General features: G+C 75.6%; 19 protein-coding genes. 18 read left to right on the plus strand and 1 reads right to left on the minus strand.

Translation table 11 applies throughout. The features are described 5' to 3' along the window. Positions 1-68: 68 nt before the first annotated feature. From KRAD_RS00780 to KRAD_RS00850, 15 genes are all read left to right on the plus strand, one after another. Positions 69-626 (plus strand): MSMEG_0572/Sll0783 family nitrogen starvation response protein, encoded by a 558-nt coding sequence (locus KRAD_RS00780; RefSeq protein WP_011981315.1) that lies wholly within the window; start codon positions 69-71, stop codon positions 624-626. A gap of 24 nt (positions 627-650) precedes the next feature. Then, positions 651-1,775: an MSMEG_0568 family radical SAM protein gene (locus KRAD_RS00785; protein WP_011981316.1), complete on the plus strand. Its 1,125-nt coding sequence runs from the start codon at positions 651-653 to the stop codon at positions 1,773-1,775. A gap of 13 nt (positions 1,776-1,788) precedes the next feature. Then, complete coding sequence (locus tag KRAD_RS00790) at positions 1,789-3,228, plus strand: MSMEG_0567/sll0787 family protein (protein ID WP_011981317.1); 1,440 nt, start codon at positions 1,789-1,791, stop codon at positions 3,226-3,228. Then, positions 3,225-4,166, plus strand: coding sequence for a carbon-nitrogen hydrolase family protein (locus KRAD_RS00795; protein ID WP_011981318.1), 942 nt, complete (start codon positions 3,225-3,227; stop codon positions 4,164-4,166). The genes KRAD_RS00790 and KRAD_RS00795 overlap by 4 nt, the downstream gene beginning before the upstream one ends. Then, positions 4,159-4,503, plus strand: coding sequence for an MSMEG_0570 family nitrogen starvation response protein (locus KRAD_RS00800; protein ID WP_011981319.1), 345 nt, complete (start codon positions 4,159-4,161; stop codon positions 4,501-4,503). The genes KRAD_RS00795 and KRAD_RS00800 overlap by 8 nt, the downstream gene beginning before the upstream one ends. Further along, positions 4,500-5,837 carry an MSMEG_0569 family flavin-dependent oxidoreductase gene (locus KRAD_RS00805; RefSeq protein ID WP_011981320.1) on the plus strand — a complete coding sequence of 446 codons (1,338 nt, stop codon included), beginning with the start codon at positions 4,500-4,502 and terminating at the stop codon, positions 5,835-5,837. The genes KRAD_RS00800 and KRAD_RS00805 overlap by 4 nt, the downstream gene beginning before the upstream one ends. A 2-nt stretch (positions 5,838-5,839) precedes the next feature. Next, a complete protein-coding gene (locus KRAD_RS00810; protein ID WP_011981321.1) occupies positions 5,840-6,952 on the plus strand; it encodes an MSMEG_0565 family glycosyltransferase in 1,113 nt (370 codons plus the stop codon). A gap of 160 nt (positions 6,953-7,112) precedes the next feature. After that, the gene (locus KRAD_RS00815) at positions 7,113-7,952 is read left to right on the plus strand and encodes a carbon-nitrogen hydrolase family protein (protein WP_041292455.1); all 840 of its coding nucleotides are present in this window, start codon (positions 7,113-7,115) and stop codon (positions 7,950-7,952) included. Positions 7,953-9,012: 1,060 nt separating this feature from the next. Beyond that, a complete protein-coding gene (locus KRAD_RS00820) occupies positions 9,013-9,588 on the plus strand; it encodes a hypothetical protein (RefSeq protein WP_041291815.1) in 576 nt (191 codons plus the stop codon). 202 nt (positions 9,589-9,790) lie between these two features. Beyond that, complete coding sequence (locus tag KRAD_RS00825) at positions 9,791-10,156, plus strand: hypothetical protein (protein ID WP_011981326.1); 366 nt, start codon at positions 9,791-9,793, stop codon at positions 10,154-10,156. A 266-nt stretch (positions 10,157-10,422) separates the two neighbouring features. Beyond that, positions 10,423-11,787: an SWIM zinc finger family protein gene (locus KRAD_RS00830; protein ID WP_041292456.1), complete on the plus strand. Its 1,365-nt coding sequence runs from the start codon at positions 10,423-10,425 to the stop codon at positions 11,785-11,787. Then, positions 11,784-13,499, plus strand: a complete 1,716-nt coding sequence (locus KRAD_RS00835) for a DUF5691 domain-containing protein (RefSeq protein WP_011981328.1) — start codon at positions 11,784-11,786, stop codon at positions 13,497-13,499. The genes KRAD_RS00830 and KRAD_RS00835 overlap by 4 nt, the downstream gene beginning before the upstream one ends. Before the next feature lie 65 nt (positions 13,500-13,564). Further along, entirely contained in the window at positions 13,565-14,638 is a 1,074-nt protein-coding gene (locus tag KRAD_RS00840; protein ID WP_041292458.1) for an ATP-binding protein, read from the plus strand. Continuing rightward, a complete protein-coding gene (locus KRAD_RS00845) occupies positions 14,635-17,016 on the plus strand; it encodes a DUF5682 family protein (RefSeq protein ID WP_011981330.1) in 2,382 nt (793 codons plus the stop codon). The genes KRAD_RS00840 and KRAD_RS00845 overlap by 4 nt, the downstream gene beginning before the upstream one ends. An 83-nt stretch (positions 17,017-17,099) precedes the next feature. Further along, a complete protein-coding gene (locus tag KRAD_RS00850) occupies positions 17,100-18,278 on the plus strand; it encodes a VWA domain-containing protein (protein WP_049821378.1) in 1,179 nt (392 codons plus the stop codon). A gap of 140 nt (positions 18,279-18,418) precedes the next feature. On the opposite strand, the gene KRAD_RS00855 is transcribed toward KRAD_RS00850, so the two are convergent. Continuing rightward, entirely contained in the window at positions 18,419-19,348 is a 930-nt protein-coding gene (locus KRAD_RS00855; RefSeq protein ID WP_011981332.1) for an NAD(P)H-binding protein, read from the minus strand. Positions 19,349-19,420: 72 nt separating this feature from the next. Here KRAD_RS00855 and KRAD_RS25800 point away from each other — a divergent pair, with 72 nt between their 5' ends. From KRAD_RS25800 to KRAD_RS00870, 3 genes are all read left to right on the plus strand, one after another. Further along, positions 19,421-19,915: a MarR family winged helix-turn-helix transcriptional regulator gene (locus tag KRAD_RS25800; protein WP_049821020.1), complete on the plus strand. Its 495-nt coding sequence runs from the start codon at positions 19,421-19,423 to the stop codon at positions 19,913-19,915. A 267-nt stretch (positions 19,916-20,182) separates the two neighbouring features. Beyond that, positions 20,183-20,725: a pyridoxamine 5'-phosphate oxidase family protein gene (locus KRAD_RS00865; RefSeq protein WP_011981334.1), complete on the plus strand. Its 543-nt coding sequence runs from the start codon at positions 20,183-20,185 to the stop codon at positions 20,723-20,725. Between the two features lie 246 nt (positions 20,726-20,971). Next, positions 20,972-21,325, plus strand: coding sequence for a VOC family protein (locus KRAD_RS00870; RefSeq protein WP_041291816.1), 354 nt, complete (start codon positions 20,972-20,974; stop codon positions 21,323-21,325). The last annotated feature ends 83 nt before the right edge of the window (positions 21,326-21,408 follow it).

Below are 21,408 nucleotides of genomic sequence, written 5' to 3' on the forward strand. Positions count from 1 at the left end.
GCCCCGCGCCCGCACCGCGGCGGGTCACCTCCATCGAGAACCCACCCCACGAGCCAGGAGCAGCCACCATGACCACCACGACCACCACCCCCGGCACCACCACCACCGAGGTCGAGGAGCAGATCAAGGCGAACATCGCCAAGTCCATCTCGGAGATCCCCCACCCCGCCCTGCCCAAGGGCAGCAACATCTACGGTTCCACCAAGATCTTCCCGGACTACCAGGCCGAGGACGGCGAGACCTACTTCACCCTCGTGCACGGCATCGCCCACGAGTCCTCGGTCAGCTTCGTCGCCGTCCTGCAGGCGACCCGCGCCCTGCGCAAGGGCTTCGAGTCCGCGATCTACTTCTACGGCCCCGGGTCGATGAACTGCATCGCCACCCGCGGGTTCCCCACCACGGGCGACTCCGGGTTCCCCGGCGAGCAGAACATCAACGGCGCCCTGGAGACGTTCATCAGGGAGGGCGGCACCGTCTACTGCTGCCGCTTCGGCCTGGCCCTGCACGGCAACCGCGAGGAGGACCTCATCGAGGGCGTCATCCCCTGCCACCCCCTCGACGTGCAGGACGCGATCATCCACTACGCCCGCAAGGGCGCCATCATCAACTCCACCTACATGGTCTGATCCCCGCGGGCGAGGGGAACGACGATGAGCTGCCCGGACGCGATCGGTGCCGAGGACCGGGCCACGGCGGGAACCGTCTCCACTCGGGTCGACGTCGCGATCCGCGGTGTCCGCCTCGCCGCACCCGTGCGCCGCACCGGCGGAGCCGGTCCCAGCGACGACGGCCACGTGGTCCTCGGCGGTCTGGCCACCGCGCTGCCGCTGCGCTCGGACAGCCCCTACCTCGTCCGCGAGGGCCGGCTGGTCCGGGAGGACCCCCTCGGCGCCCTGCTGGAGGTCACCGACCTCGGCATCGAGGTGGAACCCGTGCAGCGGCCGAGGTTCTACGACCTCGCCACCACCGACGGGATCCCCTACGAGAAGATCGCGAAGCTGCACGGCCGCGACGTGCTCGCCACCACCGTCGTGCAGACCTGCTCGCGCTACGCCCCCGAGGACCGCTGCCGCTTCTGCGCGATCGAGTCCTCGCTGGAGTCGGGATCGACCATCGCGGTCAAGACCCCCGCGATGCTCGCCGAGGTCGCCGAGGCCGCGGTCCGCCTCGACGGGGTGAAACACGTGGTCATGACCACCGGGACCTCCACCGCCCCCGACCGCGGCGCGCGCCACCTCGCCCGCTGCGTCCGGGCGGTCACCGAGGCCGTGCCCGGCCTGCCCGTGCAGGTGCAGTGCGAACCCCCCGGTGACCTCGCCACCCTCACCGAGCTGAAGGACGCCGGCGCGAGCTCCATCGGCATCCACGTCGAGTCCCTCGACGAGGCCGTCCGCCGGCGCTGGATGCCGGGGAAGTCCACCGTCCCGATGGCGGAGTACCGCGCCGCCTGGACCGAGGCCGTCCGCGTGTTCGGGCGCAACCAGGTCTCCACCTACCTCCTCGTCGGCCTCGGGGAGGACCCCGACGAGCTCGTCGCCGGGGCCGAGGACCTCGTCGAGCTCGGCGTCTACCCCTTCGTCGTGCCCTTCCGGCCGCTGGCCGGAACCCTCGCGGTCGACGTCGACGGGGCGGGGGCCCCCGGGGCGGCCGTCCTGGAGGACGTCTCGCGCCGCGTCGCGAAGGCCCTGCGCGCGGGCGGGATGCGCGGTGCGGACCAGATGGCCGGCTGCGCGGCGTGCGGGGCCTGCTCCGTGCTGCAGAACCTGAACGGCTGAAGGGGAGCGCCCGGTGGAACCACGGACCGCGCACGCCGACCCGCCCCCGCTGGAGGTGTCGATCCTGTCGGGTCTCCCCCGTCAGGTACCGCGCTTCCGGGTGGAGGTGGCCAGCCCCCAGGACGAGGCCGCGTACCTGACGCTGCGCCGCGACGTCTTCGTGGGGGAACAGGGCCTCTTCACCGGCGACGACCGGGACGAGACCGACGACGACCCGCGCCGGCGGGTCCTCGTCGCCCGCACCCCGGAGGGGAGGGTCGTGGGTGGTGTCCGCCTCGCCCCGGCCACCGCCGGCCCCGACATCGGCTGGTGGCGCGGCAGCCGCCTCGTGGTCGCCACCGGCGCGCGCAGCCTCGGCGGCGTCGGGAGCGCCCTGGTCCGCGCGGCCTGCGCGCACGCCGAGGAGGTCGGCGCGCTGCGCTTCGAGGCGAGCGTGCAGGCCGCCAACGCGGTGCTGTTCCAGCGGCTGGGCTGGGAACGGGTGCGCGAGCTGGACCTGCACGGCACGCCGCACGTGCTGGTGCGCTACCCGGTGCAGCGCGTCCAGCGCCTGGTGGACGCCACCAAGGCGCCGCTGGCCGCTCTGCTCGCCGACCTGGGCGGCGGAGCGGACACCGGGGCGGGAGCGCTCGGTGGGGCGGGGTTCCGCGGTGACGACGGAGCCCCCGTGCCGGGCAGCGACCTGGTGGCGGCCTGCGACGCGATCGTGCCCTCGATGCTCGAGCGGGACCCGGTGTGGGCCGGCTGGTGCGCGGTGCTGGTCAACCTCAACGACCTCGCGGCGATGGGGGCCACCCCCGTGGGGATGCTCGACGCGCTCGCCGCCCGCGACGCGCACCAGGCGCAGCGCATCGTGTCCGGTCTCCGCGCCGCCGCCACCGCGTGGGGCGTCCCGGTCCTGGGTGGACACACGCAGCTGGGGGTCCCCGCGGCCCTGTCCGTCACCGCGCTGGGCCGCACCGGCTCCCCGGTTCCCGCCGGGGGCGGGCGCGCCGGCGACGAGGTGCGGCTGACGGCCGACCTGGGCGGTGGCTGGCGTCCCGGCTACCGCGGCGCGCAGTGGGACTCCACCTCCACCCGGCGCGGCGAGGACCTGCGCGCCATGGGCTCCTTCGTGGCCCGTTCGCGTCCCGACGCCGCCAAGGACGTCAGCATGGCCGGTCTCGTCGGCACGCTCGGCATGCTCGCCGAGGCCAGCGGCACCGGCGCGGAGATCGACGTGGCCGCCGTCCCCCGCCCCGGCGCGGCGAGCGTGGGCGACTGGTTCACCTGCTTCCCCGGGTTCGCGATGGTGACCGCCTCCCGCCCCGGGTGGGAACCGCAGCACGCAGGACCGGCCACGAGCGCAGCCTGCGGGCGCCTCGTGGCGGGAGAAGGGGTCGGCCTGCGCTGGCCCGACGGAGAGGTGACCCGGGCCGTCCGGGACACCGTGACGGGATGGGGACCGGCATGAGCAGCACCGGAGCCGTGGGAACGACCAGACTGGCCGCCGTGGCCGGGAACTTCGGCCGCGACCTCGAAGCCACGTACGCGCAGGTGGGCCGCGTCCTGGAGCGGGCCCGGGCCGACGGCACCGGGCTGGTCGCCTTCCCCGAGGCCTGCCTGGGGGGTTACCTCTCCAGCCTGGGCTCGGCCGAGGACAGGGGGACCGCGGCCAGCCGCCGCGGGCGTTCCGGACCGCCCGCGCTGACCCTGGACGGGCCGGAACTGCGACGGGTGCAGGAGATGGCCGGGGACGTCGTCGTGGTGGTGGGGATGTGCGAGGACGGCGGCCACGACCTGTACAACACCGCCGTGGCGCTGACCGGCGACGGGATCCTCGGGGTGCACCGCAAGGTGCACCAGCCGCTGGGCGAGAACCTCACCTACGCCGCCGGTTCCGCCTTCGACGCGTTCGACACCCCCGTCGGGCGCATCGGTCTGCAGATCTGCTACGACAAGGCCTTTCCCGAGGCCGCTCGCGCCGCGGCCCTGGACGGGGCCGCCGTCATCGTCAGCATCTCGGCGTGGCCGGGTTCGCGCACCGCCGCCGCCGCCGACCTGGCCCGGGACCGCTGGCGCCTGCGCTTCGACCTCTACGACCAGGCCCGGGCGCTGGAGAACCAGGTCGTGTGGGTCGCCGCCAACCAGGCCGGGGAGTTCGGTTCGCTGCGGTTCGTCGGCAACGCGAAGATCGTCGGGCCCGGCGGGGAGGTCCTGGCCAGCACCGGGACGGACGCGGGCATCGCCGTCGCCGACGTCGACATCGAGCACGAATTGGCGCTCGCGCGGCGAGCCATGTTCAACCTGCGCGACCGCCGCCCCGATGCCTACGGCGCCGTCGTCGCCCCCAACGCCCACGCCGTCCCCGCTGTCCCCGCCGTTCAGGAGGAGGTCCCCAGCCTTGCCTGAGACGACGTTCACGGTGCGCTGGCCCGACGAGACCGTGCAGCACTGCTACTCCCCCTCCCTCGTCGTCCACGACCACCTCGCGGTGGGCGCCGAGTACCCCGTCGCGGAGTTCCTCGCCCGCGCCGGCACCGCGCTGACCACCGCGAGCGAGCGGGTGCGGGCGAAGTACGGCATGGCCTGCACCTCGGCGATGGCCCAGCTCGACGACCTGACCGCCCGCGCAGCGCGCTACGACCCCGCCGCCCCCGTGCGCGTGCTCGGGCTCGAACCGCCCCTCCCCCCGTCGACGCCCCCCGGACCCGCGCTGACGCAGCGACCCCCTGGAGCCACCCCGTGAACACCCCGCCGGCCACCACCCGTGAGCACCACCCCGTCGTCGTCGTCGGCGCCGGCCAGGCCGGGCTCTCCCTCAGCTGGCACCTCACCCGGCGCGGTGTCGACCACGTCCTGCTCGAACGCGGCACGACCGCCCACGAATGGCGCGACGGGCGCTGGGACGCCTTCACCCTGGTCACCCCCAACTTCCAGTGCCGCCTCCCCGGGTGGAGCTACACCGGGGAGTTCGCCGGCACCGACCCCGACGGGTTCATGGAACGCGACGAGGTGCACCGGTTCGTCACCGAGTACGCCCGTTCCTTCGCCGCCCCCGTCCGCGAAGGCGTGGCGGTCACCTCCCTGCGCCAGCACGGTGGCGGCTTCGCCCTCTCCACCAGCGCCGGGGAGTTCAGCGCCGACCAGGTCGTGATCGCCACCGGCGGTTACCACGTACCCGTCGTCCCCGCGGCCGCCGAGCGCCTCCCGCGCGACGTCGTGCAGTTGCACTCCTCCGCCTACCGCAGCGCGCAGCGGCTGCCCGAGGGCGCGGTCCTCGTCGTGGGCTCCGGGCAGTCCGGCGCCCAGATCGCCGAGGACCTGCACCTGGCCGGCCGCCGCGTCCACCTGGCCGTGGGGAACGCACCGCGGTGCGCCCGCACCTACCGCGGGCGCGACTGCATCGCGTGGCTGGAGGACATGGGGACCTACGACGTCACCGCCGGCGAGGTCCCCGGAGGCGCAGCCGCGCAGGAGAAGACCAACCACTACATGACCGGGCGCGACGGAGGTCGCGACATCGACCTGCGCGCCTTCGCCCGGGAGGGCATGGGCCTCCACGGGCGGCTGGAGGACGTGCGCGACGGCGTCGCCCGCTTCGCGCCGACGCTGGAGCAGGCGCTGGACCACGCCGACTCGGTGATGGAGTCCATCAAGGACGTCATCGACCGCCACATCAGCGCCCGGGGCATCGACGCGCCGAACGAGGCGCGCTACGTCCCCGTGTGGCGCCCCGAGCAGGAAGTCACCGAGCTCGACCTCGCCGCGGCGGGCATCACCTCGGTCGTGTGGAGCGTCGGCTACCGCGCGGACCACCGGTGGGTCGAGCTCGGGGTCTTCGACGGGCGCGGGCGCCCCCGCCAGACCCGCGGGGTCACCGGCACGCCGGGCCTCTTCTTCCTCGGGCTGCCGTGGATGCACACCTGGGGTTCGGGTCGCTTCGCCGGCATCGCCCGCGACGCGGAGTTCCTCGCCGACCAGCTGACCGCGGGCGCGGCTCGCCTCCCTCCGCCGTCCTCCCCCGCGTCCCGCCCCGCCTCGACGGGCCTCGCCGCGTCGCACCTCACCGCAGCCCGCTGACCGTGCGGATCGCGCTCACGACGTACTCCACGAAACCTCGCGGCGGCGTCGTCCACACCCTGGCGCTGGCCGAGGCGCTCGTCGAGGCCGGCGCCGAGGTGAGCGTCTGGACGCTGGGCCGCAGCGGTGACGCCGGCTTCTTCCGCCCCGTCGCCCCGCAGGTCGACGTCCGCGTCGTACCGTTCCCGGCTCGCGAGGGCGAGAGCGTCGGGGACCGCATCCTGCGCTCCATCGACGTCCTGCGGGCGGGGTTCGACCCCGCCGGCTACGACGTCGTCCACGCCCAGGACTGCATCAGCGCCAACGCCGTCGGGCGCTGCGTCCGCACCGTGCACCACCTGGACACGTTCACCACCCCCGCGCTGGCCGCCTGCCACGAACGGGCGATCGTCGAACCGTACGCGCACGTGTGCGTCTCCCGCGCGGTGGCCGAGGAACTGCGGGAGGGCTGGGGACTGGACCCCGTCGTCATCCCCAACGGCGTGCAGGCGCAACCCTTCACCGACGCGGCGGGCGACGCCCCCGCCGCAGCGGCGGCCCGCCGGCACTGGCAGGACCGGTTCGGGCGCTACGTCGTCGCCGTCGGCGGCATCGAACCGCGCAAGGGCAGCACCGACCTGCTGCGGGCCGTCGCCCTCCTGCGCCGGGAACTCCCCGACGTCGCCCTGGTGGTGGCCGGCGGGGAAACCCTCTTCGACTACCGGGACTACCGCGCCGAGTTCGACCGCCTCGCCGCCGAGCTCGACGTCGCCCCGCACGTCCTGGGCCCGGTCCCCACCGCGGACCTGCCCTCCCTGGTGGCGGGCGCCGCGGCCATGGGTTTCGTCTCCACCAAGGAGGGTTTCGGGTTGGCCGCCATGGAGGGTCTCGCGGCCGGGATCCCGCTGGTGACGCGGGACCTGCCCGTCCTGCGGGAGGTCTTCGACGGCGCCGCGGCCTTCGCCGTGGACCCCGCCTCCATCGCGACCGCCCTGCGCGACGCCGTGCTCCGCCCGGACTCCGACGTCCTGGTCGCGCGCCGGGCCGTCGGAGCCGATCTCGTCGCCCGGCACACGTGGGCGGCGGCCGCCCGAGCGCACCTGGAGTTCTACGCGGCTCTGGCCGAGTTCCCGTGACGCCGGTGAGGACGACCGCCGGTGACGCGATCCGCCGGTGGGCGCAGGCCGGTGCGGGAACAGGCGCTGACCCGCGCGGGCACCCGCGAGGCGCACCGCAGCCAGTGGTGCCCTGGCGCGCCGTCGACGGGAGGAACGTGCGGTGACGACGATCGGTGGGGTGTCTCGTCCTCTCCGGATCGCCGCGGCCGCGGCGCACTTCGGCCGAGACCTCGATCGGGGACTGGAGAAGGCGCTCGGCATCGTCGCCGCCGCCCGGCGCGGCGGCATCGACCTGCTGGTCCTGCCCCACGGGACGCTCGGTGGTTACCTCTCCGACCTCGAGGACCCGCGCAGCGATGAGGTTCCCCCGGCGCTGTCCGCCGACGCCCCGCAGATCGCCGCCGTCGCCGCGGCCGCGGGGCCGGTGACGGTGTGCCTGGGGTACACCGAGGTGGACGTCCTGCACGGGTACCCGTGCTACTTCAGCGCGGCGGTGTGCCTCACCGGCGACGGTGTCCTGGGTCGGCACCGGAAGGTGCACCAGCCCGCGGGTGAGGCCAAGGTGTTCTCCGCCGGTGACGGTTTCACCGCGTTCGACACCCCCGTGGGGCGGCTGGGGATGCTCATCGACTACGACAAGACGTTCCCCGAGGCGGGCCGGTCGCTGGCTCTGGCCGGGGCCCGGACGATCGCCTGCCTCTCCGCGTGGCCGGCCAGCGTCACCGACCGCGCCTCGCGCCTGCTCGCGGACCGTCAGTCCCGGTTGTTCGACCTCTACGACAGTGCCCGGGCGGCGGAGAACCAGGTCGTCTGGGTCTCCTCGAACCAGACCGGGATCCAGGGGAACCTGCGTTTCCTCGGGCAGGCCAAGGTCGTCGGCCCCGGGGGCGACGTGCTGGCGCGGACCGGCTCCAAGGGCGCCCTGGCGGAGGTGCGGCTCGACGTGGAGCACGAGGTGACCCGGGCGCGCAGGACGTTGCACCACCTGGCGGAACGGCGCTCCGACACCTACCGGTAGTTTCCCGGCGCTGGAGAACCACCCCCGAAACACCGGGGTTCGAGGTCCGCAACTCCCTCCACCACGAGTTGCGGAGAAGCTGAGGCGGTTCGAGGTCGTACCCGCGGTCGAGGATGAGGTGCATGGGCGGGTACCAGGAGAGCTGTCGCAGCGGGTGCGGTCCCTGCTGCCGCTGCGCCCGTCGCACCGCTTCCGACGTCCCGGGCGACGGCCCGGGACGACCGCGCCCCGCCGGCCGGCGTCGTCCCGGTGTTGAAGATCACCTGCTGGCGGCTGCGGCCGGCGTGCTCGCCGATCCGCCACCGCGAACCACCCACCCCGTGGTGGCAGGAACGGTGAACCACCGCAGAGATCGGGGCCGCGTCCGACGTGTCCGCTGACGCATCTGATGGAAGGCCGTCACGAGCCCCCGCCTTGATTCAAGGCTCACCTGCTGTTGCATTCCTCGAGAACCGACACCGAAGGGACCACGAAACCAGCCTCACCGGATGGGAGAACCCAGCGGTGGAGCGACAGCCGCTTCGTCAGCGCTCGCGGTCAACGCCGTGAGCAGTCGCCTCCACGACCGGACGACCACCCGCCACGACGCACCCGATCTCCGACGGCACCGGTGCGGCGGCCGAGCGCGCCGTCCTCGCCCTGACCACCGCACCCTGCACAGCCGGGCCCTGAACGGCGGCCCCACCGTCGGCGCCGCCGTGTCGAGCCCACCGTCCTGCGCCCACCGAACCGCACCTGAGCAACCCCACCCGTACGACCTCCCCGTCCGCGAGCGCGGGCTCAGCGGCCGCGGGAGCGGTGACGCGATCGACGGGCGCGATCGACGACCTCGCCGGGGGCGGTGGTCTCGGCGGCGACGCTGCGGGGACGTCCTCGCGCACCGGAGGGGCGGACCGGGCCCGCGTCGTGCCCCACATCCCGTGCCATCCACGCGCCGGTGTGGCAGGCTCAGCGCAGAGCAGAACGTGACAGCCCGCCCAGCAGGTGAACACCCCGGCAGCACCAGCCGGGTTGACGAACCTCGGGCGAGCCGGGATCTGGAGCAGGCAGGAGTGACGACGTGCCCCGCACCACCACCCGCGGCGATCGCACGGCCACCGGCATCGACACCCGCCGCGCCGCCACCGTCGGCTTGACCTCCTTCGCCACCCTCACCCTGATCCCCCTGCTCACCCACGCCAAGCCCGGCGAACGCGCTCTCCTCCTGCTCGCCGCGGTCCCCACCGCCGTACTCCTCGGCTGCCTCGCCGGCTACGCCGCCGCCACCGCACCCGGCTCGGCGACCCGCCTCGACGTCGGGCAGCTGCACGCCGCGCAGCAGGGCATCGAGGTGCGGGCCGCTCACCTGCAGGCCGCCCGGCACGGCGCGTCCACCGCCGCTCAGCCCTCTGCACCGGTCCTCGAACTCGTCAGCGACCCCGTTCCCCCGTCGGGGACCGGGTCGCCCGTGGGGAACGGTCCCCTCGCCGCCCTCCCCCGCCCCCCCGCGGACCAGCACCACGAGCTGCAGCTCGGGCTCCGCCTGGTGCCCGCCCCCACCCGGGAGGCTCCCGGCGCCGCTGCCGGAACTGCCACCAGCCGACCCGGCGACCGCGATCGCCACCTCACCCTCGTCGTCACCCACCCCGCCAGCTGATCCAGCAGCCCGACCCAGCTCGAACGCCCGTCCCGGCGAGCGCAGCACCGCCGGGGTCACCTCCACGGACCCGCCCAGTGCAGCAGAGCACCGAGCCCGGGGACACGGCCCACGAACCAGCGGGCCCGTCAGCGCACCTCTCCAGCCGCGTCGCCGCCACCTCTCGCACCCCACCCCTGGACTCCCCACCGGAGGACCCGCCATGACCCAGATCCCCACCCACGAACCCGCGGACGCGGGCCACGTCGCAGGCCCCGGTGACGCCCGCGCGGGCTTCGAGATCACTCCCTCGACCGGCGCCGGGCGCGGCGGCGCGGGGGGCGACGTCGAGGACCTCGCCACCCGCGCCGCCCAGGCCCGCCAGACCAACGCCCACCGCGCCACCTACGCCGCCGAAGCCCTCCACCGCCACGGCCAGGTCAGCCACAGCGACGCCGACGACATGCAGCGGGCCCTCGTCGAGCTGCTCACCGACCTGCACCACCTCTGCGACACCTGCGACCTCGAACTCGCCCCCCTCTACGAAGCCGCCACCCTCATCCACACCCGCGAGACCCAGGCCGCCTAGCCGGACCCCGTCACGCCCACCACGCCGGAGCCGCGCAGCACGGCGACACCTGAGCCGAGCGCGCTGCACCCGCGCCACCCCGCCAGCCGGTCTCAAGCGGAACACGTCGGCAGACGGAGGCCACGGCCTCGCCCCCCCCGGCACGTCCTCCCCGGACACGACCAGTGCCGGTGGTCGTGGTGGTGACGTGCGTGGTCGCCTGCCGACCGGGTGAACGTCCCCGGTGAACCCGGCCCGTGTCGGTGGCGGTCGATACCGTCGAAATCGTGATCACCCCCTGGAGCGTCGAGCAGGTGCTCGCGCTGGCTCCCGACGCCTCGAGCGCCGCCGCTGGGCGCAAGCTCAGCGCGCCGGCCCCGTGGTCGCAGACCGGGGTCCTCGGTCCCGCCGGAGGGACGGGCGAGGCGCTGTGGGGGTTGTGCCAGGGGTCGGGCAAGACCCCGTACCAGACGGTCGTCGACCTGACCGGCCCGGCGTACAAGTGCTCCTGCCCCAGCCGCAAGTTCCCCTGCAAGCACGCTCTGGGCCTGCTGCTGCTGTGGGCCGGGGGAGCCGTCCCCGAAGCGAGCGCACCCGCCGCCTTCGGCGAGGCGTGGCTGTCCGCCCGCGCCGAGAAGGCCACGCACCCCGTGCCCCCCGCCCGGCCCGGCGCGCCGCCCGCGGACCCGGCCGCCGCCGCCCGCCGCGTCGAGCAGCGCGCCGCCCGCACCTCCGCGGGGGTCGAGGAGCTCTCGCGGTGGCTGCGCGACCAGGCCCGGACGGGGCTGGCGGGTGCGGACCACGCCGGCTACCAGCGCACCGACCCGGTCGCCGCGCGCCTGGTCGACGCGCAGGCCGGTGCGCTCGCCACCGCCGTCCGCCGGCTCGCGCGGGTCGCGGTCAGCGGGCCGGACTGGTCCGCGCGCCTGCTGGAGGAGCACGCGATGCTCCACCTGCTGACCGCCGCCCACGCCCGCCTGGACACGCTGCCGGCGCCGCTGGCCGCCACCGTCCGCTCCCGCGTCGGTTACCCGGTGCGCACCGAGGACGTCCTCGCCGAGCCCGCCGTGCGCGACCGGTGGAGCGTGCTGGACCTGCGCGACCACGTCGAGGACCGGCTGGTCACCCGACGGGCCCACCTCGTGGGTGAGCGCACCGGGCGCACCGCGGTCGTGCTGTCCTTCGCCCCGCCCGGGCGGCCCCTGGACGCCTCCCTGGTGCCCGCCACCAGCATCGAGGCCGACCTGCACTTCCACCCCGGCGCGCACCCGCTGCGCGCGGTCGTCGGCGCCCGCCACGGCGACCCGGGCCCGCTGGGCGTCGTCGCGGCCGAGACGGTCGGGGCCGCGCACGCCCGGTGGGCCGGCGCGCTGGCCGCGGACCCGTGGTTGGGCGAACTGCCCGTGGTGCTCGCCGACGTCGCCCTCGCCGCACCCGTGGGGCACGCACCGACCACGCGCACCGCACCGGAACGGGACGGGTGGTCCCTGGTGGACACCGCCGGGCACGCCGCACCTCTCGCCGGGTCCGAGGGGGTGTGGACGGTGCTGGCCGTCACCGGAGGGCTGCCCTGCACGGTCGCCGGGGACTGGACCCCGGACGGGCTGCGGTTGAGCGCCGCCGTGACCGGGGAAGGGCTGGTCCGGCTGTGACGACACCCGACGCCGCTGACGCCGGCCCCGCTCCCGTCGACGTCGCTCCCGTCGACACCGCTCCCGTCGGCACCGGCGGAACCGCCGGCGGAGCGGGCTGGAACGCGCTCGTGGGGGCCGCTCTACTGGGCACCGACCGCCGCCCCGCCGAGCTCACCGCGCTGCCCGGCCCCGTCGCCGCGGCGCTGTCGGGGGTGCGGACCGCGACGGGCGGAGCGGACGCCGCGACCACCCTGCTCGACGCCGCCGCCCTGCTGACGACCTACCGCCGCGCCGGGCGTGCCCCGCTGCCCGGGCGCGCTCCCCTCCCCCCGGCGCCGAGCAGCGGTGAGCACCCGGTGCCGGCGGCCGCCGCCGTCCGCCTGGGCTCGCTGCTGGCCCGGCTGGACCCGGCCACCCGCGGCGGTGGTGGCAGCGGTCGAGCGGATCACCTGCTGCGGACGTGGCTGCACCTGGCGGAGGAGGCCGGCTGCACCGTCCCGCCACCGCGGTTGCCCGCCCTGCTGGACCTGGCCGTGCGGCGCACCGACGTCGCCGCGGCCCTGGCCCCCGTGCTCGGTGCGCGCGGCTGGTGGCTGGCCGCGCTGCGCGAGGACTGGAACGCCGCTGTCGGCCCCCACCGCGTCCCCGCTCAGCGCGACGGGCAGGAACAGGCCGCACCCGGACCGACGGCACAGGAACCGCCCGCACGGGAACCGAGCAGCACCTGGGAGCACGGCACCAGCGCCGAGCGCCGCGCCTGGTTGGGGCGGCTGCGCCACGGGGATCCGGCGGCGGCCCGCGCCGTGCTCCTGGCCTCGGCGTGGCGTTCGGAACGGGCGGAGGACCGCGTGGCCTTCGTCGCGGTGCTGGCCGACGGTCTCGCGGACGAGGACGAGGAGCTCCTCGAACGTGCCCGCGCCGACCGCAGCCTGGACGTGCGCCGCGACGCCGAACGGCTGCTCGCGCGGCTGCCGGCGGCGGCGTGGACCCAGCAGGTGCGCCGAGCCGCCACCGCCGCCGTGCACCTGGAGCGGCGCCGGCTGCGACGCACCCTCGTCGTCACCCTGCCCGACCCCGCCGACCCCGCTCTGCCCACCGTGAGCACCGGCAACGCCCCCGCCGGCGTCGGCCCGGGCACCTGGGCGCTGCAGCACCTCGTCGCGCTCACCCCGCCCGCCGCCTGGGAGGAGGCGCTCGGTGAGAGCGCCGAGCAGCTGGCGGCGCTGCCCGTCGACGGCGGTCTCGGCCCGGAACTGCACGGGGCCTGGGTGCAGGCCACGGTCCTGCACCGCGACGCGCGCTGGGCACGGGCGCTGCTCGCCGCCGGTCGCCGCGCCGAGCACGACACGACGCTGCTGTCCGTGCTGCCGGCGGCCGAGCGGGTCACGGCCGTCGCGGGGCTCGTCGCCGCGGCCACGCGCACCGGGACCGGTGACGACGGCACCAGCGGCCGCGTCGGGGCGGCGGTCGCGTCCTGTCCCGCCCCGTGGCCGCAGCCGCTGGCCGACGCGGTCCTCGGCTGGCTCCTCGGCGCCGCCCGGCGCAGCCGCTGGGTGACCCACGACCTGCTGGAGCGGGCCGCGCACGCGCTGCCCGCCACCGCCGCCGGCGCCGACGCCCTCCGCACCGCCATCGACGCCCTGCCCGCCGACACCCCCTGGCGGGCCGCCCTGAGCGACGTCGCCGACACCGTGGCCGAACGCCACCAGATGCTCGAGGAGCTCCGTTGACCGTCCCCACCACCAGCCCGGACCACGACGCGAACGGCGGGGGAACCGGCCGCCCCGAGGAGGCGGTGCTGCGACCGCACGCCGAGCAGGCCTTCGCCGCCGAGCTGGCCGCGCTGGCCGCCGCCGACGACCGGCCCCGTCCGCCGGCGTGGCGGCTGTCGCCGTGGGCGGTGACCACGTACCTGCTCGGGGGCGTCCTGCCCGACGGCACGGTCATCAGCCCCAAGTACGTCGGTCCCCGCCGCCTCGTCGAGGTGGCGGTCGCGACCCTGGCCACCGACCGGGCCCTGCTGCTGCTGGGGTCCCCCGGCACCGCCAAGACGTGGGTGTCGGAGCACCTCGCCGCGGCCGTCAGCGGCCGCTCCACGCTGCTGGTGCAGGGCACCGCGGGCACCGCGGAGGAGGCGATCCGCTACGGCTGGAACTACGCCCGACTGCTCGCCGAGGGACCCAGCGCCGCCGCGCTGGTGCCCTCGCCGGTGATGAGCGCCATGGAGCAGTCCGCCATCGCCCGCATCGAGGAGCTGACCCGCATCCCCTCCGACGTGCAGGACGCCCTGATCACCGTGCTGTCGGAGAAGACGCTGCCCGTCCCCGAGCTGGGGATCGAAGTGCAGGCGCGGCAGGGCTTCAACGTCATCGCCACCGCCAACGACCGCGACCGCGGCGTCAACGAGCTGTCCTCCGCGCTGCGCCGCCGCTTCAACACCGTCGTGCTCCCGCTGCCGGGGAGCGAGGACGAGGAGGTCGACATCGTCACCCGCCGGGTCGCGCAGCTCGGCACCGCGCTGGAACTGCCTCCCGTGCCGGCGGCGACGGAGGAGATCCGTCGCGTCGTCACCATCTTCCGCGAACTGCGCTCGGGGCAGACCACCGACGGGCGCACCCGCCTGAAGAGCCCCTCGGGCACCCTCTCCCCCGCCGAGGCGATCTCCGTGGTGACCCAGGGGATCGCCCTGGCGGCGCACTTCGGCGACGGGCAGCTGCGCCCCCACGACGTCGCCGCCGGCATCCTCGGCGCCGTGGTCAAGGACCCCGTCGCCGACCGCGCCGTCTGGACCGAGTACCTCGAAGCCGTCGTCCGCGAGCGCCGCGACTGGGCGCCGTTCTACCGCGCGTGCCGCGAGGTGAGCGGATGAGCACGGGCACGCCCGGTGCCGCCGGTGCGTCCACCGGCGGCGCGGGCGCGGGTCCCGCGACGGCTGCCGTCGTGGAGGTCCTCGGGGTGCGCCACCACGGTCCCGGGTCCGCGCGTGCGGTCCGGGCCGCGCTGGAACGGCTGCAGCCCGACGTCGTCCTCGTCGAGGGCCCCGCCGACGCCGACCCGGTGGCCGCGCTCGTCGCCGACCCGGGCCTCGTACCGCCCGTCGCGCTGCTCGCCCACGTCACCGACGCGCCCGGCACCGCGGCGTTCTGGCCGTTCGCGGTGTTCTCGCCGGAGTGGCAGGCGGTGGTGTGGGCGCACGAGCGTGGCGCGCGGGTCCGCTTCTGCGACCTGCCCTCCAGCACCAGCCTCGCCCTGCGCGACACCGGCACCGAGGACCCCGAGGACACCGAGGCTCCAGGAGGGTCGCAGCAGGACCTCGGGCAGGCCGCTGGGACCGAGCAGGCCGGGGAGCGCGGCGAACCCGACGCGGCGGCCCCGGCCCCTTCGGCGGACCTGCTGGGCGTGCGCCGCGACCCGCTGGCCGCCCTGGCCGCCGCGGGCGGCTACGACGACCCGGAACGCTGGTGGGAGGACGTCGTGGAGTCCCGGCTGGACACCCCGACCCCCTTCGCCGTCCTCACCGAGGCGATGGCCGAACTGCGCGCCGCGGCACCCGCGCTGCCGGCGGCGCAGCAGCTCACCGAGGACCGCCGCGAGGCGCACATGCGTCAGGTGCTGCGCGAGGTCCTCAAGGGCGGGGCCCGGCGGGTCGCCGTCGTCTGCGGTGCCTGGCACGCGCCCGCCCTGACCGGGACGTTGCCCTCCGCCGCCTCCGACGCCCGCCTGCTGCGCGGGGCCCCGAAGCGGCGCACCAGCGTGACCTGGGTGCCGTGGACGCACTCCCGGCTCGCGCACGCCTCCGGTTACGGCGCCGGCATCACCTCCCCCGGCTGGTACCACCACCTGTTCACCGCCCGCGACGAGCCCGTCCCCCGCTGGCTGACCAGGGTCGCCGGGGTCCTGCGCGCGGAGGACCTGCCCGTCTCCAGCGCCCACGTCATCGAGGCCGTGCGGCTGGCCGACACCCTCGCCGTCCTGCGCGGACGGCCCCTGGCCGGGCTGGCCGAGGTCACCGAAGCCACCCGCGCGGTCATGACCGGAGGGGACGACGCCCTGCTCGCGCTCGTCACCGACCGCCTCGTGGTCGGCGAGGCCATGGGCTCCGTCCCCGAGGGGGCCCCCACGGTCCCGCTGGCCGCGGACCTGCGCGCGAGCGCCAAGCGGCTGCGGCTGGCGCAGGAGTCCGCCGAGCGGGGACTGGAACTGGACCTGCGCAAGGACACCGACGCCGCTCGCAGCCGCCTGCTGCACCGGCTGCGGCTGCTGGGCGTGGACTGGGGCGTGCCCACCCGCTCGCAGGTCCGCAGCACCGGGACCTTCCGCGAGGCGTGGCGGCTGGTGTGGGCGCCCGAGCTCGCCGTGTCGGTCGTGGAGGCCTCCCTGTGGGGCACCACGGTGGCGGCCGCGGCGAGCGCGAAGGCGGTCTCCGACGCCGCGGGGGCCCCGCTGCCCGCGCTCACCGCGCTCGTCGAGCGGTGCCTGCTGGCCGACCTGCCCGAGGCCCTGCCGGTGGTGGTCGACGCGGTGGGTGAGCGCGCCGCGCTCGACCTCGACGTCGCCCACCTCATGGCGGCGCTGCCCGCGCTGGTGCGCGCCGCCCGCTACAGCGACGTCCGCGGCACCAGCGCGAGCGCGCTGACCGCCGTCGCGAGCGGCCTGCTCGTGCGCACCTGCGCGGCGCTCCCGGCGGCGGTCACCAGCCTCGACGACGCCGGAGCCACCGCGCTGCGCGCAGCGCTGGACGACGTGCACGCCGCGGTCCTCCTGTGGGAGGACCCCGACGCGAGCGAGCGGTGGTCGGCCGCGCTGGCCGGGGTCTCCGCGCGCACCGACGTCCACGGTCTGCTCACCGGCCGCACCACCCGCCTGCTGCGCGACACCGCGCGGTTGAGCCCGGCCGGAGCCGCCCGCCGACTCCGCCGCGCTCTCTCGGTCGGCACCCCCGCCCCCGCCCAGGCGGCCTGGGTCGAGGGGTTCCTCGGCCGCGACGGGCTGCTGCTGGTCCACGACGCGGACCTGCTCGCGCTGCTCGACGGCTGGGTGTGCTCCCTGCCGGAGCGGGAGTTCACCGAGGTCCTGCCGCTGCTGCGCCGCACCTTCGGCGCCTACGACCGCGGCGAGCGCCGCAGCATCGGCGACGCCGTCACCCGCCGCCCCACCACCACGACCGCCGCGGCCGCGGTGGTCGACGACGCCCTCGCCCTGCCCGCGCTGCGCACCGCGGCGCTCCTGCTCGGAGGACCCGCGTGAGCACCGACGGCCCCACCACGGGCACCACCGCCGAGACCGTCGGCACCACCACCGGCGAGGCCGAGGACGGGGCCCTCGCCCCGCTGGTCGACGACGCCGGCCGCGCCCGTCGCTGGCGGCTGCTGCTCGGCGACGCCGCGGACGGGTGCGCCCCGCGCCTGGCCGGGGCGGACGCCGCGGTGGACGCCGCGCTGGCCGCGCTCTACGACGTCCCCGACGCGTCGGCGGGGACGCGGGGGCGGCGCTCCGCCGGCCTGGGCGGTTCCGCCCCGCGGGTGGCGCGGTGGCTGGGCGACATCCGCACCTACTTCCCCTCCAGCGTCGTGCAGGTCATGCAGCGCGACGCCGTGGAACGGCTGGACCTGACGCGGCTGCTGCTGGAGCCCGAACTGCTCGGCGCCGTCCAGCCGGACGTGAACCTCGTCGGCACCCTGCTCAGCCTGAGCCGCGTCCTGCCCGAACGCACGAAGGAGACCGCGCGCCAGGTCGTCGCCGAGGTCGTGCGCCAGATCGAGGCCCGCGTCGCCGACCGCACCACCTCCGCGGTGACCGGGGCCCTCGACCGCGCCGCCCGCACCCACCGGCCCCGCCTCCCCGACGTGGACTGGAACGCCACGATCCGCGCCAACCTCACCCACTACCTGCCCGAGCACCGCACCGTGGTGCCCGAGCGGCTCGTCGGGCACGGCCGCCGCCAGCAGGTCGTGGCCAAGGAGGTCGTCCTGGAGATCGACCAGTCCGGGTCGATGGCCGAGTCCGTCGTCTACGCCAGCGTGTTCGGGGCGGTGCTGGCGAAGATGCGCACCCTGAAGACCACCCTCATCGCCTTCGACACCGAAGTGGTCGACCTCACCGATTCCCTCACCGACCCCGTCGACGTCCTCTTCGGTGTCCAGCTGGGCGGGGGGACCGACATCAACCGGGCCATCGCCTACGGGCAGGAACGCATCACCCGCCCCGCGGACACGTTGTTCTTCCTCATCAGCGACCTCTTCGAGGGCGGGGTCCGTGACGAGATGGTCAAGCGGATGGCGGCGATGAAGAGCGCTGGGGTCCAGGTGATCGTCCTGCTGGCCCTCTCCGACAGCGGTGCCCCCGCCTTCGACCGCGAGAACGCCGCCGCGCTGGCCGCACTGGGCATCCCCGCCTTCGCCTGCACCCCCGACGCGTTCCCCGACCTGCTGGCGCTGGCCATGACGGGCGGCGACGTCGGCGCGTGGGCGCAACGCGAGATCGCCGCGGCCGGCGAACCCCACCGGTAGGCGCGGCGAGGACCCGGGAGCTCCCCGAGGCCGGCCCCACGCCGTGCTCGGCGAGCCGGGTGGCGCCGGGCGCACCTCGGGGGCGGGGACCGCGGGCGTCGCTGCGCGGACGGTGCGGGCAGCTCGACCGGGCCGGCGGTTCAGGCGGCGCTGAGCTCAGCGCGGTGGTCCTCGGCGAAGTCGGCGACGGTCGTGGCCGGTCGTCCCAGCAGGTCGGGGATGTCCCTGCTGCACAGGCGTCCGTCGTCCTGCCCGCGGCGCACCACGTCCACGAACTGGTGGACCAGGCCCCTGGCCTGCCAGGCGGGGACGCCGGTGGCGCGCAGCACGCCGTAGAACGCGGGGGCGGGCACGTGGACGTAGCGCACGCGGTGCCCCAGCACCGTGCTGAGGATCCCGGCGACCTCGGGGTAGGACAGGGGACGGTCCCCGGTGAGCAGGTAGGTGCGGCCGTCCTCCCCGGAACGGCCCTGCACGGCGGGGTCGGTGAGCACGCGGGCGGCGACGGCGGCGACGTCGGCCACGTCGACCCAGGCGGTGGCTCCGTGCCCGCTGGTCTGCGGCAGCCACCCGCGGCGGATGGCCGCCGCCTCCACCAGCAGGTTCTTGGTGAAGGCGCTCGCCTGCAGGCGAGTCCACGCCAAGCCGCTGCGGCGCAGGTGCTCGTCGGCCAGGGCGTGGTCGCGCGCCCAGGGGATGGCCGAGCGGGGGTTGGCGTCGGAGGCGGAGACCTTCACCACGTGGCGGACGCCGGCGTCGACGGCGGCGTCGATGGCCTCGCGGTTCTGGTGGTACTGCCGCTCGTCGACGGGGGTGTTGAGGAACAGCTGGTCGCACCCGCGCATCGCCTCGCGCAGGCTGCGGGGATCCTCGAACTCGCCCAGGACGGCGTCGACGCCGCGTTCGGTGAAGGCGCGCACCTGGGCGGGGCGGCGGCACAGCACCCGGAACGGGACGCCGCGGGCGGTGAGGTCCTCCACGAGGGGTTTCCCGATGTCGCCGGTGGCCCCGGTGACCAGGACCCGCGTCGGCGTGGCGCCGGGTTCGTGGTGGACGGTGGGTGCGGACACGTGGACCTCCCTGAGTAGCAGGAACCTGTTGGTGAGAGGATGCCCCGGACCCAAGGAGGTGGCAAGCCGACCGTGGACTTGACCGGAGACGACATCGACGCTCTCGTGACGTGGTCGCTCATCCGCGCCGCGCACCAGGCCCAGCGTGGACTGACGGCGCTGTTCGCCGAGCACGGCCTCTCCCCCGTGCAGTTCGGGGTGCTCTCGCACCTGGCCACCGGGGTCGAGTTCACCCAGGCCGAACTGGCCCGGGCGGTCCTGGTGCGCCCGCAGTCCATCACCGGGGTCCTGGACGGCATGGTGGAACGCGGACTGATCGCCCGGGGAGGGGAACGCCACAAGGGACGGCGCAACCCGCTGACCCTGACCGCCGCCGGTCAGGACCTGCTGGCCGTGGTCTGGCCGGCGGTGCGGGAGGCGAACCGGCCGGAACGACTGGGCCTGAGCCAGACGGAGGTGGCGGCGCTGAACGGCGTGCTGCTGAGGATGGTCAACGGATCCCGCCGACCGGCGACGGCGCAGGAACCGAACTCCCCGTCCGGACACGGCACGGACCGGGAGGTCTGACCCGGCCACGGTCCCCGCGGTGGGGTTGCGGGCACTGGTCCGCGCCCGGCTCCCCGGGACCGAAACCCCGGGGATCGTCGGTACGACGTGGTTCCACCCGCGGTCGCCGGCGGTGGGGGCGGACCGCTCACGGCCCCTGGACGGGGAACCGGTCGGCGTTCAGGAAGAGGTCACCGAGTTTCCGCGGGCGACTAGCGAACGACTACGGCACCGGCTGGTCCCGGCACTCGATCCCGCCGGAGACCGGGCACGGCTAGGGTCGCGGTCATGGGCAAGCTGTTCGAGGCGATCGACGAGAAGTTGCAGCGCTGGATCGAGGACCAGCCGATGTGGTTCACCGCCACCGCCCCGCTGTCGGCCGAGGGGCGGGTCAACGTCTCCCCCCGCGGCGGTGACTCCTTCTCCGTCCTGGGCCCGCACCGCGTGGGCTGGGTGGACTTCACCGGCAGCGGCGTCGAGACGATCGCCCACCTGCGGGAGAACGGGCGCATCTGCGTCATGTTCACCTCCTTCGACCACCGCCCCCGCATCGTCCGCCTGCACGGGACCGGCCAGGTGCACCTGCCCGGGACCGCGGCCTTCGAGGAGGTCGTCGCGCTGCACCCGTCCAACCCCAGCACCCGGGCGGTGATCACCGTCGACGTGCACCGCGTCAGCGACTCCTGCGGGTGGGGCGTACCCGTCATGGACGTCCGCACCGACGAGCGCGACCTGATCCGGCGCAACGCCGAGAAGAAGGGCCCGGACGGCATGGAGGCCTACCGGGTGCGGAAGAACACCCGCAGCGTCGACGGCCTGCCCGGCCTCTGACGGCCTCCCCCGGACCCGCGCACGACCGGGCGGTCATCCCGCGCCGCGCGGTGCGGGGTCGGTCTCCGCCGCCCGCAGGTGGACCCACCGCCCCCGGCGAGGGTGGAGTTCCTCCCCGCCCGGCAGGTGGGCTCTGTCGCCGAGAAGGCGGCGGCCGGGAACCTCCCGGCACCGGGCTGACCGCACCTCCGATTCAGCCGCGACCTCGGCTGGCCGCCGACCGCCGTCGTGCGCTGCGATGCTCCGGTGAGCGCTCCCTCCCGGTTCAAGGACCTCTGCCTCGACGCCCGCGACCACCAGGCGGTGGCGGACTGGTGGTGCCGGGCGATGGGTTACCGCCGGCACGTCGGGGCGGGTGGCCCCCGCCCGGTGTCCGACCCGGTACCGATCGTCGACCCCAGCGGCGCGGGGCCGCTGCTGTGGGTGGTGCCCGTCCCGGAGGAGAAGGTGGTCAAGAACCGCATGCACCTCGACGTCGTGGGCGACGTCGACGCGCTGCTCGCGCTGGGAGCGGTCCTGGTGCAGCGCCGCGGTGAGGACCGGGACTGGGACGTGCTGGCCGACCCGGAGGGCAACGAGTTCTGCGTCTTCGCGCCCTGAGCGGCGAGCGCGGCGCCCCGGCGGGCGACACCCCGGGAGAACTTCACAACACATCTTGTACGTCACTTCTTGTCGGTCTAGGG

The organism is Kineococcus radiotolerans SRS30216 = ATCC BAA-149 (assembly GCF_000017305.1).
Taxonomy (GTDB): Bacteria; Actinomycetota; Actinomycetes; order Actinomycetales; family Kineococcaceae; genus Kineococcus; species Kineococcus radiotolerans.

Coding starts and splice junctions, on each gene's coding strand:
- KRAD_RS00780 (WP_011981315.1), top strand. CDS start 69: ATGACCACCACGACCACCACCCCCGGCACCACCACCACCGAGGTCGAG.
- KRAD_RS00785 (WP_011981316.1), top strand. CDS start 651: ATGAGCTGCCCGGACGCGATCGGTGCCGAGGACCGGGCCACGGCGGGA.
- KRAD_RS00795 (WP_011981318.1), top strand. CDS start 3,225: ATGAGCAGCACCGGAGCCGTGGGAACGACCAGACTGGCCGCCGTGGCC.
- KRAD_RS00825 (WP_011981326.1), top strand. CDS start 9,791: ATGACCCAGATCCCCACCCACGAACCCGCGGACGCGGGCCACGTCGCA.
- KRAD_RS00845 (WP_011981330.1), top strand. CDS start 14,635: ATGAGCACGGGCACGCCCGGTGCCGCCGGTGCGTCCACCGGCGGCGCG.
- KRAD_RS00865 (WP_011981334.1), top strand. CDS start 20,183: ATGGGCAAGCTGTTCGAGGCGATCGACGAGAAGTTGCAGCGCTGGATC.